Source organism: Amycolatopsis sp. NPDC051071 (assembly GCF_040682875.1).
GTDB lineage: Bacteria > Actinomycetota > Actinomycetes > Mycobacteriales > Pseudonocardiaceae > Amycolatopsis.
In genome coordinates this window covers 1-13,677 of record NZ_JBFBBY010000063.1, presented here as the reverse complement: position 1 = coordinate 13,677, position 13,677 = coordinate 1, and the positions used below count along the sequence as shown (strand labels likewise).

15 protein-coding genes and 1 pseudogene are annotated in these 13,677 nt (G+C 69.6%); 5 read left to right on the top strand and 11 right to left on the bottom strand.

Going from position 1 to position 13,677, the window contains the following annotated elements; translation table 11 throughout:
* Positions 1 to 65 precede the first annotated feature (65 nt).
* The 11 genes from AB0M65_RS21070 to AB0M65_RS21020 all read right to left on the bottom strand — a co-directional run bounded on the left by AB0M65_RS21070 (position 66) and on the right by AB0M65_RS21020 (position 8,688).
* On the bottom strand, positions 66 to 1,268 hold the full coding sequence (locus tag AB0M65_RS21070) for a tyrosine-type recombinase/integrase (RefSeq protein WP_364029771.1): 1,203 nt from the start codon (positions 1,266 to 1,268) through the stop codon (positions 66 to 68).
* 128 nt (positions 1,269 to 1,396) lie between these two features.
* Positions 1,397 to 1,675, bottom strand: coding sequence for a DNA-binding protein (locus tag AB0M65_RS21065; protein WP_364029768.1), 279 nt, complete (start codon positions 1,673 to 1,675; stop codon positions 1,397 to 1,399).
* The gene (locus tag AB0M65_RS21060) at positions 1,672 to 2,670 is read right to left on the bottom strand and encodes a hypothetical protein (protein ID WP_364029765.1); all 999 of its coding nucleotides are present in this window, start codon (positions 2,668 to 2,670) and stop codon (positions 1,672 to 1,674) included. Before AB0M65_RS21060 ends, AB0M65_RS21065 begins: the two co-directional genes overlap by 4 nt.
* Before the next feature lie 2 nt (positions 2,671 to 2,672).
* Positions 2,673 to 3,209, bottom strand: coding sequence for a recombinase family protein (locus tag AB0M65_RS21055; protein WP_364029762.1), 537 nt, complete (start codon positions 3,207 to 3,209; stop codon positions 2,673 to 2,675).
* Between the two features lie 245 nt (positions 3,210 to 3,454).
* Entirely contained in the window at positions 3,455 to 3,946 is a 492-nt protein-coding gene (locus tag AB0M65_RS21050; protein WP_364029759.1) for a hypothetical protein, read from the bottom strand.
* Positions 3,900 to 4,106, bottom strand: a complete 207-nt coding sequence (locus AB0M65_RS21045) for a hypothetical protein (RefSeq protein ID WP_364029756.1) — start codon at positions 4,104 to 4,106, stop codon at positions 3,900 to 3,902. Before AB0M65_RS21045 ends, AB0M65_RS21050 begins: the two co-directional genes overlap by 47 nt.
* A gap of 105 nt (positions 4,107 to 4,211) precedes the next feature.
* A complete protein-coding gene (locus tag AB0M65_RS21040; protein WP_364029753.1) occupies positions 4,212 to 5,171 on the bottom strand; it encodes a DNA cytosine methyltransferase in 960 nt (319 codons plus the stop codon).
* On the bottom strand, positions 5,168 to 6,052 hold the full coding sequence (locus AB0M65_RS21035) for a hypothetical protein (protein ID WP_364029750.1): 885 nt from the start codon (positions 6,050 to 6,052) through the stop codon (positions 5,168 to 5,170). Before AB0M65_RS21035 ends, AB0M65_RS21040 begins: the two co-directional genes overlap by 4 nt.
* Positions 6,049 to 6,585 (bottom strand): VUT family protein, encoded by a 537-nt coding sequence (locus AB0M65_RS21030; RefSeq protein ID WP_364029747.1) that lies wholly within the window; start codon positions 6,583 to 6,585, stop codon positions 6,049 to 6,051. The genes AB0M65_RS21035 and AB0M65_RS21030 overlap by 4 nt, the downstream gene beginning before the upstream one ends.
* A gap of 163 nt (positions 6,586 to 6,748) precedes the next feature.
* A complete protein-coding gene (locus AB0M65_RS21025; protein ID WP_364029744.1) occupies positions 6,749 to 7,852 on the bottom strand; it encodes a DNA methyltransferase in 1,104 nt (367 codons plus the stop codon).
* A gap of 68 nt (positions 7,853 to 7,920) precedes the next feature.
* Positions 7,921 to 8,688 (bottom strand): hypothetical protein, encoded by a 768-nt coding sequence (locus AB0M65_RS21020; RefSeq protein ID WP_364029741.1) that lies wholly within the window; start codon positions 8,686 to 8,688, stop codon positions 7,921 to 7,923.
* Position 8,689: 1 nt separating this feature from the next.
* Here AB0M65_RS21020 and AB0M65_RS21015 point away from each other — a divergent pair, with 1 nt between their 5' ends.
* The 5 genes and pseudogenes from AB0M65_RS21015 to AB0M65_RS20995 form a co-directional block, all read left to right on the top strand.
* Complete coding sequence (locus tag AB0M65_RS21015) at positions 8,690 to 8,875, top strand: hypothetical protein (protein WP_364029738.1); 186 nt, start codon at positions 8,690 to 8,692, stop codon at positions 8,873 to 8,875.
* 594 nt (positions 8,876 to 9,469) lie between these two features.
* A complete protein-coding gene (locus tag AB0M65_RS21010) occupies positions 9,470 to 10,495 on the top strand; it encodes a sigma-70 family RNA polymerase sigma factor (protein WP_364029735.1) in 1,026 nt (341 codons plus the stop codon).
* Positions 10,496 to 10,692: 197 nt separating this feature from the next.
* Complete coding sequence (locus tag AB0M65_RS21005) at positions 10,693 to 11,013, top strand: pilin (protein ID WP_364029732.1); 321 nt, start codon at positions 10,693 to 10,695, stop codon at positions 11,011 to 11,013.
* Between the two features lie 153 nt (positions 11,014 to 11,166).
* Positions 11,167 to 13,410: a hypothetical protein gene (locus AB0M65_RS21000; protein WP_364029729.1), complete on the top strand. Its 2,244-nt coding sequence runs from the start codon at positions 11,167 to 11,169 to the stop codon at positions 13,408 to 13,410.
* 13 nt (positions 13,411 to 13,423) lie between these two features.
* Positions 13,424 to 13,606, top strand: a pseudogene (locus AB0M65_RS20995) (PrgI family protein); the annotation flags it as partial.
* Positions 13,607 to 13,677 lie beyond the last annotated feature (71 nt).

Sequence of the window (13,677 nt, the reverse complement as noted above, 5' to 3'; positions counted from 1 at the left end):
GAACTCAGGCGCTCCGGTTCGCCTGAGGCGAGTCCCGCACGGCGCTCGCACTCGCCTCTAGTCAGCTACGCAGCGGCGAGACGCCAGGCACAGTCGTCCGTGGGTGTGGTGCTGCTGGCCACGGCTTTCTCCCACCGTGTTTGGAGTGCGTCCAGCAGTCGTTGTTCGACGGCTGCGGCGACGTGGGAGTAGGTTTCTTGGACTTTGTCTTGGAGTACGTGGCCGAGGCGGAGTGCTTGGGCGATCTCGGGGATGCCGTCGTCGATCATCCAGGTTTTGTGGCTGTGCCGGAGTCCGTGGAACTTCAGGCCCGGCTTGGCTGCGCAGAGTGAGACCTTGGGGTTGGCCTTGTGCTTGTTGCCGTCTGCTGCCGGCCTGAAGGCTCGGCGTGCGAAGTTGCTCCTGCGATGCAGGTCGCCTTGTGGCGTGACGAAAACATGTGGATGGTCGTGCGTCTCCAGGTGGTGCCGGAGAAGGATGACCAGGAAGGGCGGCAGGGTGATGTCGCGGGCGGAGGCCTCGGTTTTGGGTGGTCCGAGGTAGAGACCGCCTGCGGTGGGTTCGTGGAGTGCGCCGGTGTCGGGGTCGACAACGATTTTTCCTGTGTTGTCGTCGTAGAGGTGGAGGTTGTGGCGTTGGAGACCCACGAGTTCCCCCCAGCGTGCGCCGGTCCAGCCCGCTGTGGCGACGAGTACGGCTCCGGTGGGGCCGTAGCAGAGGGCGGCTTGGTCGGCGACCGCGAGCGCTTCGGCTGGTTCGGCCCAGATCTGGCGGGGTCGGCGTTCGGTGCGGCGTCGGCGGCCTCGGCGGCGGTTCTGGATGGGGTTGGCGTCGATGAGTTTTTCGTCGACGGCGTCGGACAGGATGAGAGCGAAGCATTTCAGGATGCTGTCGACGGTGCTCTTGGCGAGTCCGGAGTTGCGCAGCTTCTTCTCCCAGGCTCGTATCTTGGAGTTGGTGAGCTCGGTGAGCGTGGTGGTGCCCCAGTTGGGGGTGATGTGCACTTTGAGAAAGCTGCGATAGTTTTCCTCGGTGCGTTGGTCGACGTCGAGGGAGTCGATCCAGTCGTCGTAGGCCCAGGCGTTGACGGTGGTCTGGCCGCCTGAGGGGTCGATCCACTTTCCTCGGCGCTTGTCTGTGTCCATATCCGCGATGTAGTTGTTCGCGGAGTTTTCATCGGGGAAGCCGGGGACGGAGCCGATTGTTCCGTCGTCGCGTCGGTAGCGGACGCGCCAGCTGTCGTCCCCGGATTGTTCGGGCCAGGGCATGTGAACTCCTTTGCTCTGGTGTGGGGGTCACGGCGATGGGCGACATCCATGGACGCTCTGGTGTGGACAGAGAGCCACCCCAGACGGCAAAGAACCTTCTGTGCCCGCCCGCGTTAGCGAAGTCGCGTTCAGCGGTGACGGCGATGGCTTGACCGTCGGCGTTGGGTTGTGGTGGAGCCGTTGCCGACGATCGCGCGGAGGTCGGCGTCAGAGAAGCGGAGGTGTTTGCCAAGGAAGGTGCAGGGGATCTGGCGGAGGCCCGCTTTACGACGCAGCCACGACTCCTTGATGATCAGGCGCTGGGAAGCTTGCGCGGGCGTATACAAGAGCTGCCCGTCGACTGTTGGCAACTCGAGATGTTCGGGTGGGCTGTCAGGTGCCGGACGAGGGGTTTCGGCGGCGGTCATGTCGTTTCCCGCTGTGTGATGGCATGGCCGGAGCGGCAGGAGAACGGGCTGCAGCCGTCTGGGTCGTCTTCGTCGGCGTTGGAGGCGCCGCGTGTGGCGTCGAGGTCGACTTGGTCGAGCGGCAGGAGCGAGCGGTGGATGAAGAACTGGCCGCGCAGCGGTTGGCCGTTGGCGTTGGCGCGGGGGCTGCCGTGACGGATCGCTTTGTCGAACTCGACCAGGTCGGTCCACGCGTGAGGATCGGTGTCCCGGATGAACCGCAGTCGTGAATTTCCCGAGTATGGGCAGCCGATACACGAGCTTTTCACGACCTCGTCCATGCCGCGTTCACGCAGGAGCGCCAGGCAGTCCGTACGTGATAGCCCGAGATCGAGGAGGGGGAAGATGTTGCGGGTGTAGTTGACGTCGGAGTCCTTGGCGCGGTGGAACTCGTCGGTGGAGATGCCGATGGCCTGGTCGACGAACACACCACGGGGCACTCGTGTGGGATGCGGGTAGCCGAGGATCTGGCGGATGGCTTTCTTGAGCGGCTTGATCTTGTACTCACCGGTGCACTGCCGGCGGGCCATCCCCCTTGTGCCGTCAGGGTTCTTCACGAACAGCGGCATGGTGACGAAGCGGGACTCGGGTTTGAGGGCGTCGTGGCGGATGTTGCCGTTCGACACGGTCAGGACGGGGATCCCCGCTCGCGCGCCGATGCGGCGTGCGGTGTCGAGCTGGGTGTAGACCTGCCGGGGTTCCCAGCCGGTGTCGGCGAACAGGGCTGCGTCGAAGGGCGGGATCTCACCGTCGCAGGCGAGCAGGAACACGCACAGGCTCTGCACGCCGGCGCCGAGGCTCAGGTATCGGCCTCGTGGCCGGCCGGGGTAGCGCTCACGGCGCGGCGTGCCCGATCGGCGGTCCGCCAGTGTCGCGGACGGACGGCGGCGCGCTGACGATCGTGTCGGCGGGTGCGAGGTGGCGGCACGAGCTGTGGATCGTGGACGCGATGCCATGATCACCGCACCTCCTTCTCGTCACCGCTGGCAGTGGATCCGTGGACCGGGGCGAGAAGCCGGTGCGGGATGCGCCGCACGCTGGTCACGGGATCCTGAGCGGCCCAGAACAGCGCGGGGGTGACCAGGGCGCGGTGCGCGGGCTGGTCGGAGAGCACCCACTGCTCGACGGGACAGAAGGCGCCGTTCTCGTCGCGAGTACCGGTGGCCTGGTAGCCGGTGTACTTGATGTTGGTCAACATCAAGTACACCGCTGCGGGCGGCCAGGAGGCGTGTGTCCCGGGCGGTGGATAGCGGTCATGGTCGGCGTCGAGCCGCGCGGTGATGTGCTCGACCGACAAGCCGGTGATCGCGCGCCAGTAAAAGACGTCTTGCACCACGAGAGCGCGGCGCGGGTCCGGTGTCAGGCGGGTGCGAGGCGCTCCGTAGCGGCTCCGTGCTCCGGTCACGGTCATCGTGGCGTAGCCGTACGGCGGATGGTGCACGTTCCAGCCCTCGCGGATCAGGACCGCGATCGCCTCGGCCGACCGTCGCGTCACCGGATGCTGCGCGGGCTGAACACCGGAAGGCGTATGGCTGGCGAGTGCTCGGTTCGGTGGCCGCCGGTGTCGGAGGCGGTGGCGGGCGGTCCGGGCCCAGCGGCGCAGATGGCCCCCTGGGTGGCGTGTCCAGCTGTGTACGGGCATGACGAAGAAACCCTTCAAGACGTCGAGGTGTGGAAGCGGGTGGAGCGTGGCGCTCCGGGGCGGGCTCGGTGGTGTCCTCGCCCCGGAGCGCCACAGGTTCAGCGCCGCTTGCGGGGATCGCTGCGGCGGGTGCGCACGGCGGGCGTCGCCTGGGCAGTGCCCGGCGGATGCGTCACACCACTGTCCGCCCGTGACGGTCGACTCGCTCGAGAGCGCCTGTCCCGCGGCGGGGGGCTGGCCGGCGGCTGGCAGGACGGACGGTGCAGGTGAGTGAGGTCGTCCAGCAGGTGACGCAGTGCGCGCGCGGCCTGCTGGGGCATGACCCCGTTGCCCAAAGCGCGAAGTTGCGCGGTGCGGGGCAGGTCGAGGTGCCCGGCGGTGACCCAGCCTGGGGGAAGGCCCATGAGCCACTCGACGAACGGCGGCGCGAGCACGGGACGCCCGTGACGGCCGGGCTGGGTCGGGTACGGAGCCGCGCGGCCGGTGATGACTTCCCACCGGTGCACGGCGGCGGCGTACTCGCCCCAGTCCACCGGCCTGGGTTCACCGCGTGCTGTGCGGCGGGCGCGCGGTGCACGGGCGGTCGTCACGCTCCTTCACCTCCTTCCGCGCTCGGGACTTCGGTGCGGGCATGGTGACGGCGATGACGACCGAGGGCAGCATCAGATCGCCCTTCGAGCCGCGCTGCGCGGGACAGCCTTTGGTTCCGTCGGTCGCGCGCGGGGTCGGCAGAAGTCGTGGAGTGGCCATGAGGGCTGGGCCTCCTTGTCATGGTGTGGCGGAGATGTCGGTAGACGAACCGTCGTGCGCGGTCGGGTGTCGGCGGCAGGGCCCCACGCACCGGCGGGAAGGCAGCTATCGATCTCGCCGCTGTGGGCCGCGGCGCACCCCGTTCCGTCCGTCGGCGGTGTCGGTGTGGTCAGGGCGCGGGCGCGGTCGGGAAGCGACGGTCCGCCGTCGTGTGTGTCGTGGGTGCAGTTCTTCGAGTCCGATGCGGCCGAGGTCGGCAGTAGCCGCACCGAGTCGGTCGGCGTCACGCACCCGGCCGGGATCGGGCGTCCCGGTTTCCGCACGGTCTGGATCGCCGATGACCGCGAGTCCTCCGCCGTCGGCGTCGGCTGTGTCGGCTTGACGACGGAGTCGACCGCGTCGTTGAGGTTGACCTGATGCCCGCCCGCCCGTCGCCGTGCCGGGTCGACGGGGCCGCGGGGTTCGCCGTCGCGCGCTTGGGGGGTCGGCATCATCCGCATCCCGTCCCGGGGCGGTGACGGCACACAGGAACACGCGTTCGCGGCGGTGGGCGGCGCCGATGTCGGCGGCTCGTACGCAACGCCAGACCGCGTCATACCCCGCTTCGGCCAGCCCCGCGAGTACTCGGTCGAGGCCTCCGTTTTTCCAGCGGAGGGCGGCGACGTTCTCCACGACGACGAGGCGGGGTCGTAGTAGGCGAATGGCGTCCAGGATGTTGCTCCACAGTCCACTACGAGCGCCTTTCTCGATGCCCGCGCGCCGACCGGCGGCGGAGATGTCCTGACAGGGGAAGCCCGCCGTGAGCACCTCGATCGGTGCGACGGAGGTGAAGTCGACCGCGCGTAGATCGCCCAGGTTCGGCACGCCGGGCAGTCGCACGCCGAGGATCGCGGCCGCGTGCGGGTCAACCTCGCAGTACCAGGCGATGCGGCCGCCGAGCACGGCGGCGACGCCGAGGTCAAGACCGGCCACGCCGGTGCACAGCGACCCGATCACCGGGCCCTCGGTCGCGACGAACCGCAGCGGATCCACAGCGTCGGCGCGGCGCTCAGCCATGGTGTTCATCGCCGCTCCCCTGTTGTGATGCCCGGCCGCGCAGGCGGGCGTGTTCCTTGGTTGCGGTGTGAGCCGGTGTGTCCTGGTCGAGCACGGCCAGGCGCTCCCGACGAGAGGCGTGATGCGGCGCACCGGGTTGCGGGCCGGTGGTTCGGCTGGCGCAGCGTGTGCTGGAGCCGGGAGTGCCAGGCCATCGCGTAGGTCAGGCAGTTGGATTCGCTGCGATGGCTCGGGGTGCAGCCCGGCTGGTAGCGGCCGCTGTAACTCCATGCGGCGGAGTCGCTGGAGCGGATCGCATCGCCGTAGCGGGCCAATCCGGTCGTCTTGACGCCAAAGCAGTGCAGCCGCAGACCTCGCGCGTGCAGGGACCTCACGATGTGTTCGACCTGTCCGCTGTGCTGGCGCCGGCACACCGACCCGACACCGACCAGCGGCAGCGCGTCGAGGTCGACACCGTGACGTTCGTAGGCGTCGGCGCAGCGGTGGTAGTCGGCGAGTTCATCACCTTGCACCACCGGGATGATCGGCAGGTCCGACGCCAGCTCTCGCAACTGCAGGTAGTTGCGCACGGTCCGCTGCAGGTGGGTGCGCAGGCTCAGTCCGGTGCGCGCTCGGACGTGCGCTTCGACCATCCAGTCCTGCGGCGCGGCCCACGCCATCTGGCCGATCTCGCTGGCGTAGCGGCGTACTGAGGCGGCGTAGGCGCGGGCGTCGCTACGCCAGCGGCCGTGCAGCGAGAGCTCGGTGAAGCCGCCGGAATCCAGCGCCCACTCCCCCGACGCGCGAGGCAGGCTGCGGCGCCCCGCCAGGCGCCGGTGTGAGACCAGCAGCGGAACCCCAAGATCACGAGCGAGCCAGGCGGGCTGGTGGGTACCGAGAAAGAACTTCACGATGCCACCTCCCGCCGCCACGACCACAGCGCCAGGACCACGCAAACCACCGCTGTGGCGGCGGCTTTACCCGCGAGCTGACCGGGCAGCAGCGCCCACGAGCCGAACGCGAAGGGCACAAATACAGCGCTGTCCACGAGCAGGCCGGCCAGATTCGATCCAGCGATCGCGACCGCCCGTCGCCGCGAGCGCCACCGCCGGTACAGCCACGAGTCGGCGAGCTCGGAGACGGCGAACGCCGCCGCGCTCGCCACCGCGATCCGTGGTGAGGCCACGATCGCCGACAGCGCCGTGCCCCCGCCGATGGCCACGAGCACGCCTCGCGAGCCGAGCGTCTCGTGCAGGGCGTCGCGGGCGATGAAGACCATCCCCGCGATACAGGCTCCTGCGGGAACAGCCAGCCCGCCCAGGGTGAGCAGGTCGTGTGCGCTGGCCCAGTTCGCGCCAGCCAACGCGGTCAAGTAGAAGCCTGCGGCGAGCACTCCCATTACCGGCACGGTCGGCCAGTGCCACTGCGCCGGGAATACGGACATCGCCCTCCCCCCTGCCGCGATCATGATCGCCCGCCAAACCGAGGCGGTTCCGGGGCGAGCGGCTCGGGCGCCGGGCAGCGATGCCGTGCGGCGGCGCGTCGCGCGGTATCCAGCCATGGGTACCGGACGGTCCAGCCGCAGTCCTGGCACCGGGCACGGGCGCTCATGACCGCCCCCACCTTGTGTCAGGCGCTGCCTGCGAGCCAGCGGTCTCGAGCGGGCGGCGCAGGACGATGACGTCCTCGTGCGCGATCAGATGCAGCGGCAGGCCCTGCTCTCGCTGTTTGCGGATGAAGTCGCGCTGGAAGAACGAGCCTCGGGCGACCAGCTCGCGGTCGGCGACGCGGGCGAGCAGGGCGACGCAGCGTTCGACCGGGACCAGCCCAGCGGCGTGGCCACAGGCGATGATCTGCGACGGAAGGTCGATCAGTTCCGAGTGCTCACGCCACGGACGCACGGTGATCGCGACGTGTCCGCCGGGACGCAGTACCGCCGCGCAGCCGGTGAGGATGCGGGTGAATCCGGCCAGCAGCCGGTGGTGGCCGACATTGGCGAGGTTCCCGCGATCCAGCGCGCTGCCATAACGGTGGTGGAACTTGTGTACCTTCCCGTCTCGAGAGCCGGTGTCGCTGGTGACGACCTGCCCGTGGGTGGACGGCCCGTAAGGCGGGGAGGTGATGATCAGCGCGACCTGTCCCAGGTACTTCTCCGGCAGCAGAGACGGCAACTGCCGGGCGTCGCCGTGCACGAGCTCGCCGTCGTGATCATGGCCACGTTCGCGGGCCAGGCCGAGGTTCGCCTGGGCGACGCTGACCCAGTGCGGTTCGTACTCGACGCCGACCGCGCGACGCCCAGCGTCGATCGCCTCGACCAGCGTGGTGCCGGATCCAGCCATCGGGTCGAACACCAGCTCCCCGGGACGGGTGTACGCGTGAATCGCGTGCGCCGCGACGGCCGGGAGCATCTTCGCCGGGTGCGCGGTCGACTCGGGTACATAGCGGCCTTTGCGCTGGGAGGCCGGGGAGGTCTGGGCGGTCGCCCACACCGACAACGGCAATTCGCCGACGTCGAGCCCGCCGGCCTTACTGCTCGGGCTGACAGGGCCGTGTCCGGTCGCGGTATCCGCCTGTGCCGGGCTGGTCTCATCGGCGGTATCGAGGGCATTGATGAGCGCGCGGGAGATCGGCACGGTCGGGTCGTCGCTTCCCGGGGTGGGCGAACTGGTCGCGCCGGTGGCGACCGATGTCGCGAGGTGCTGGTGGGACATGAGGACGCTGCCTTTCGCAGGTGTAGGAGTGACCGGGGACAGCCCGGCAGGGCACGGCGAGGGCGAGGTCACTGGCCACCTCCAGCAGCACCGGGCGCCGCGGTCGCCGAGGGCGGTGCTCCGGAGCCGCCCGGTTGCGCGAACGCGAGGACATCACCGTGCGCGCGCAGATGCGGCGCGGGCAGTCCGCGCACCGTCGCGCGCTGACGGGCGAGGCCGTACTCGGCGGCCACAACCGCGCTCGGCGCGGCCCGCAGACGGCCCTTCTCCACGGGAGCGTGCAGCGTGACGATGTGCTGCAGATAGAGGAGATCGGCGTGCTGGGCCGCGGCCACGATCGCGCCGGTCGGATCGACCAACCGCCCCCGCGTCCAGTCACTGTGCGTGTACACCGCGAGGATGCCGCCCTGACGCAGACGGTTCGCCGCCAGTAACGCGAGCCGGTCCAGCGACACCGATCCGGCGGCGTCGTCGGGCAGGGACACGATCACGAGATCCGCCCGCGCGCCGCGCTCGGACGCCTGTCCTTCCGCGCTGCCGGGGACACCGGAGCGCGCCGAGGCCGACGGTGTTCCGGCCAGCGCCGCGGACGGGTCGTCTGCGTCGGTGACGAGGCCGGCCCAGAACGGTCGCGACGACGCGGCGGAGCCGCCGTCGCCGCTGTGGAAGGCGACCGTGTCGGCGGTGCGGCCGAGCGCACGCACCGCCTCCCGTGCCGCCGCCAGCGACGCCTCGCCGGTCGTCGACGAGGCGTCCGCACCGGAGCCCAGTGCTGTGGCCGGTGCGGGGTCGAGGTCTACCAGGACGACGTGCGCACCGGGGTCGGTGAACGCCACCGTGACGGACTCCACGATCGGTACCGGCCATACCGCGTGCGCGTCGATCGGGTCCGGCCCGCACGTCCACACCGTCGCCGGAGTCGACGCGGTCGACGACGGCGCCGGGCGCCGGCGCGAGGAGGTCGGCGTGCCCTCGGGACGCGAGGTGCTGCCGGTTCCGCCGGCACCTGCCATGGTGTTGTGAACACGGGCTCCGGGGTAGGGAGCACGGTCGCCACCGCGCCGGGTGCGCGGCGGGCGAGTTAAGTCTGTGCGGCGACCGGGGCGGCCATCCGACGGTTGCGGACGAGGGAACATCAGGACCTCCGAGCACGAGTTGCCACCACGTATGCGGCGTGTGGCGCTGTCACCCCCTAACTCCGCAAAAAACGTCGATTTTGGACATGTGGTATCGGAAATTTTCCGATTAATTTACTAAACCGGCGCGCGGCGCACCGAGTACGTCAACGCTGCCAGAATCTGATTGCGCATTGAGAGTTCCTTCGCCCTGCCTGACCGTCATACCTGTCAAGCCGGAAGCTTGAGGGCGCCGCCGCACGAAACCTGAATCGAACAGCTACATGCGTGCAGTTCAAAGGCACTTTTCTCCTTCGAAGACGGCGCCTCGCGATGGAGTTCTCGCGCCAGGCAGCACGCCGACCACCGCTCGCGACTCCGAGCATTGAGGCACTTTTGAGGCGATATTGAGGCGCTCGCGAAGCGTTTTTGAGGCGGTTTTGAGGCGCCAATTATGGCTTTCTTTGGTCGTCCTTATTTCGCCTTTTAGGGAGTGTCCGACATGGACTCATCGTTGTCGAACGTCGAACCCGAACACGGTTCTTTCTCTGTCCGTCGGGGCCGTGGCACAGGCATCGAGGGCGGGGTGTTCGATGTCGCGGCTGCCAGCTTTGAGTGGCTGGTGACCGGCCCGCGTCCGGTGTGTGTGAACGGCGCCGAGATCGCGGGCCTGCCCGCTCTGCCGGTGCCGCTGGATGAGCTGGGTGCGATGCTGGTGGCCGAGGAGTGCACGCAGGCCGTCCGGGACGCGGCGTGGACCTATCTGATCACCCGCGCGCGAACCGAGCGCGGCACTTGGACAGTCGCGTGCGTCGGGCTGGCGCTGCCCGTACTGCTGCCCGTGGCGGCGGCCTTGACCAAATGGTTCAGCGGCGACAAGCACGACATCCACGCCGAAGTCTTGACCGGGTTCCTGCAGTGGCTGAATGAGGTCGATCTGGACCGGCCGGCGATCCTCGCGCGTCTGCGGTGGGCGGCTTTCCGCAGCGGCCATCTCGCATTGCGCGCGGCGCTCGACGCCCCGCTGCTGACCGAGGAACTGGACGAGCTCTCGGCGAGATCCGCACGTTTTCGCTCGGCACCGCCTCAGCGACTGGGCGGACACCCCGAGGTCTTGCTGACGGCCGCCGCCCGCGACGATGTCATCACCCTCGAAGAGGCCGCCCTGATCTGGGACACCCGCTTCGGTGACGTGCCGATCGAGGACGCCGGAGGGCCTCTCGGCCGCGCCGGGTGGGCGATCCGGAAGGTACGCAGCCGCGCTGAACAGCGCCTGATTTCCGACCTGACCGGACACGGGGACAACCCTGCTGGATCGTTGTCTCGCATCCGCCAGGCACCGCGATCAACCCCTGCCTGGCTCCGCGGTCTTCCACGACTTGCCGACGTTCCCGTCCCGCGAACGGGTCCACGATCGGACCTCGCTTCGCGCGGAACCCAACTGCCCGCGGAACCCCGTTTCCACACTCGCCGTATCGGCTTCGCTGCGCTCGCGCAGACCGGCCGGGAGGTGAACTCATGCGACTGACACCACGCCGCATGTCCCGCTCCGTCCGCCTCCCGGTACGGCGCATCGCATCCCGCCGTCGCGGAACCCAGGCCACCGCGGTGTGCCCAGGCGAAGCGCACCCACAGACGGTGCCCACCCCCCACCGCCCATGCCGCCGCACCAGTTCTGCCACTACACGACCCCGGCTTCGCCACCGTGTGACCCGTCGTCAGGTAGTGCTGCCTCTCGGATGGCTGGTCGCCGCCGTGGCGCTGTCGTCCTCGGCCGCGCGGGCGGACACGGTCCACTATGTCGCGCTGGCGGCGACCATCGATCAGGTTCTCAACAACATCCGTAACTGGATCATGGGGATCCTGGCCGGGGTCGCGGTCGTGTTCATCACCATCGGGGGCCTGCGCTACCTGATGGCCTCGGGCGATCCCGGCGAGATCGAGAAGGCTAAGGGCGCGTTCAAGGCCGCCGGCATCGGCTTCGCGCTCGCCGCGCTCGCCCCGCTCGTGGTCGAGATCTTCAAGGGCATCGTGGGCGGGGTGTGAGCGATGACCGTCCCCCGCCACACACCGTCTTTCCGTCCACGTGACCCTGCCCGGTGTCGACCGGCGGCGCCAGCCGTGCGCCCCGCCCGAACCGCCGATTCCAGTCCTCAGCCTGACGGCGCCGACACTCGGTCGGGGCACCGCGACCGGCTCATGCTCGGACCACCGGCAGCACCCGCCCGACGCCGTCACGGACACTGCGGCCGCGGACGCTGGCTGCCCCAGCCGCCATGGGCCCGCGCGCTCACGGTGCTGGTGCCACTGCTGGTGGCCATCGCGGGAATCGCACTGACCGCCTCGGCCACACCCGCGCCTACGGCTGCGGCGGCGCCGCTGGCGCCCGCGCAGCCCCCGGTACTGCCGCTGCCGCCCAATCCCGGCTGCGTGCCAGGTTCTGCCGAATCGGCGTGCCTTCTGCCGACGCCTTCGTCTTCGCGACCCGCGCCTCCGGCGGGACTCCCGAGTACGCCGCTGGTTCCCGGCCCGTCGGCGCCGCCGGTGTCGTGTTTCCCCGGATCGGTGCTGCCCGAGTGCGGCAATCTCCCCACCCAGCCACCAACGAGCCAGCCGTGTGACGGACCGAACTGCATCCCGCAACCGTCTCCGCGTGATCCCGCCGACGACGAGAGCGAGTGCGGGTTCACCGACCCGGTCGCGTGTGTCACCGAGGCCATCGACACCTTCTTCCGCGGCCTGGTGATCGGCGCACTGAACCCGTTACTCGATCTGCTGGGCAAAACGGTGCTGTCCACACCGGACCCGAGCATGCTGCCCGCCATCGGCCAGGCCTGGAACGAATCGTGGCACCTGATGCTCGCCTTCTACGGCAGCATCGTCGTGATCGCTGGCCTGCTCCTGATGGCCTACGAAACCCTGCAAACCCGCTACACGATCAAGGAGATCGCGCCCCGGCTCGCGGTCGGGTTCCTCGCCGGGACGCTCTCGCTGTTCCTGGCGACCCAGGGCATCGAGATCTCCAACGCCGTCAGCTCGGCGCTGATGACCGGCGCGGTCAACCCGGACACCGCCGCCACAGCGATGACCGACATGATCCTCGGCTCGCTCAACGGCGGGCAGGGCTGGCTGCTGTTCATCGGGCTCGCGCTCGCGGTGATGCTCGTCGTCCTGCTGCTCACCTTCATCGTGCGGGTCGTCGCGACGATCCTGCTGATCGCGGCCGCGCCGATCCTGCTGATGTGGCACGCCCTCCCCCACACCGAGGGCGTCGCCGTGTTCTGGTGGAAGGCCTACGGACTGGTACTGATCATCCCGATCGGACAGGCCGGGGCGGTGAGCGTGGCCTTGCGGGTGTTCTTCACCCCGGGCGGGTTCACCGTGTTCGGGCCGACGCTGAACGGGCTGACCAACCTCCTGTTCTGTGTCGCGCTGATGTGGATTTTGGTGAAGATCCCGTTCTGGTGCCTACGACCCCTGCGCGGCAGTGGCGGCCGGTCGCTGCTCGGGTCGCTGGTGCGCGGCGCGATCGCCTACAAGACGATGGGCCTGCTCGGCGGCGCCACCTCTTTCTTCGGCGGCAAGGGCCGCAAGCCCGGCCCTTCTTCTCGCGCTCGTGGACGCGACACCGCGCCCGCGGATCCGCCGTCGACGCGTACGGGCCAGTTCATGTTGCCGATGCGGGTCCGCCGCACACGCTCCTCTCCCGGGCGTTCCCCGCGTCTGGGTGAGCTGCCGGGCACCGGCACCGAAGCGGGAAGGAAACCCGGGCCGGGTCAGATGTCGCTGTTCACCACGGGCAGTTCCGGGGACGAGCAGGCGGTCTCGGCGAACCCTCGGGCGCTCCCGGCGAACTCCCTGCCCGGTGCGCTGCCACGGGACCAGCTCGGGCTGCCGATCACCACCCGCAGGGACCCTGACCGGGTCGGGCGCCGGTCGCTGGCCGACGACCTCGCCGAACGGCGCCCCGGGATGCCGCCGCCGGCGCCGCAGCCAGGGCTGCTCACGAGCGATGGGCGAGTCAATCGCAACGCGCGCCCGCCCGCCCGTCTACCGCGCGCGCTGATCGCGCCGAGCACGGGAATGCTGCCGATCCATCTGCGGCCCGCGCCACCGGCCACGCCTCGGCGGTCGCTCGCCGATGACCTCGCCAACCCGGCGCTCGCCAGTCCGCCGCGGCAGACCGGGCCTGGGCTGATCACTCCGTCCGGCCAGATCAACCGCGCCGCACGCGCCCCGCGCCGCCCGGCACGGGATGCCTACACCGGCAACCGGCCACTGGCCTCCGGCCAGTATCCGCTGCCGCTCGGAGCCCGCCGCCAACCCACACCGCCGCCACCCGCGAGCGGAGCGAGCGCGTCGCCGCCGCCGAAGCGGCGAGCCGGAACGCAACTGCGCCTGCCCCTGGACCTGCCGCCCCGGCGGGGTCCGAAGACGAAGTGAGGACCGATTCGCCATGACTTCTCCCGTACGTGTTCCTGCCGACGTCGACCGCCCGGACCGGGTGCTAGGACCATTGACGGCGCGGCAGCTCGCGATCCTCGGCGTCACCGGCCTGCTGCTCTACGGCCTGTACTCGCTGACCCGGGGGTTCGTGCCGGTACCGGTGTTCCTCATCGTCGCGATCCCGGCCGGGGTCGCGACCCCCCGGGGGGGAGATCGGTAGTGCCCACCTCTGAAATACAGACACCACATCAACTAAGTCGTATT

Coding starts and splice junctions, on each gene's coding strand:
- AB0M65_RS21010 (WP_364029735.1), top strand. CDS start 9,470: ATGGACTCATCGTTGTCGAACGTCGAACCCGAACACGGTTCTTTCTCT.
- AB0M65_RS21065 (WP_364029768.1), bottom strand. CDS start 1,675: ATGACCGCCGCCGAAACCCCTCGTCCGGCACCTGACAGCCCACCCGAA.
- AB0M65_RS21040 (WP_364029753.1), bottom strand. CDS start 5,171: ATGAACACCATGGCTGAGCGCCGCGCCGACGCTGTGGATCCGCTGCGG.
- AB0M65_RS21000 (WP_364029729.1), top strand. CDS start 11,167: ATGCTCGGACCACCGGCAGCACCCGCCCGACGCCGTCACGGACACTGC.
- AB0M65_RS21025 (WP_364029744.1), bottom strand. CDS start 7,852: ATGTCCCACCAGCACCTCGCGACATCGGTCGCCACCGGCGCGACCAGT.
- AB0M65_RS21030 (WP_364029747.1), bottom strand. CDS start 6,585: ATGTCCGTATTCCCGGCGCAGTGGCACTGGCCGACCGTGCCGGTAATG.
- AB0M65_RS21060 (WP_364029765.1), bottom strand. CDS start 2,670: ATGGCATCGCGTCCACGATCCACAGCTCGTGCCGCCACCTCGCACCCG.
- AB0M65_RS21045 (WP_364029756.1), bottom strand. CDS start 4,106: ATGGCCACTCCACGACTTCTGCCGACCCCGCGCGCGACCGACGGAACC.
- AB0M65_RS21070 (WP_364029771.1), bottom strand. CDS start 1,268: ATGCCCTGGCCCGAACAATCCGGGGACGACAGCTGGCGCGTCCGCTAC.